1 protein-coding gene is annotated in these 513 nt (G+C 72.3%); it reads right to left on the bottom strand.

The window, feature by feature from the left end:
• The coding region (locus L687_RS0120880; RefSeq protein WP_235045209.1) for an NEW3 domain-containing protein at nucleotides 1-473 on the bottom strand (473 nt) is incomplete at its 3' end.
• Nucleotides 474-513 lie beyond the last annotated feature (40 nt).

Below are 513 nucleotides of genomic sequence, written 5' to 3' on the forward strand. Positions count from 1 at the left end.
CACCGGCAGGCGGTGGGGGCGAAGCCGGTGGTGAAGGTGTTCGCCGCCGGGGTCACGATCGTGTTGCCGCCCGCCGTGCTCACGACCCGCACCTGGAAGCTCAGCTGCTCCCCCACGGTGTACGGATTCGTCACGACGTTTCGCGGGGCCGAGGTGTTCGTCGCGGTGAGCGTCGCTCCGAGCACCGACGACTGCGGCAGGGCGAGCGTCGCGGTGGTCTGGCTGAGGCGCCCGTCAGCGGCGGTGAAGGCGGCCTGCAGGCGCTGGTCACCCGCGGCGCCCTGGGGAGCGGTCACCTGCACGTTCACGGTGACGCTCGCTCCCGGTGCGAGACCGGTGATCTGCGCGGTGGTCGCGGTCCATCCGGTGGCGGTGTGGAAGGTCACGGCGCCGCTGAGCGCGGCCGCCTCCTGATTCGTGATCGTGACCGGGACCGTGGTGGCGACGCCGGCGGTGAGAGCGGTCTTCGGCACCGACAGTGGCGCACACGCCGCGTTCAGCCACGCGTCGTCG

Origin of the sequence: Microbacterium maritypicum MF109, assembly GCF_000455825.1 — a bacterium.
Taxonomy (GTDB): Bacteria; Actinomycetota; Actinomycetes; order Actinomycetales; family Microbacteriaceae; genus Microbacterium; species Microbacterium maritypicum_A.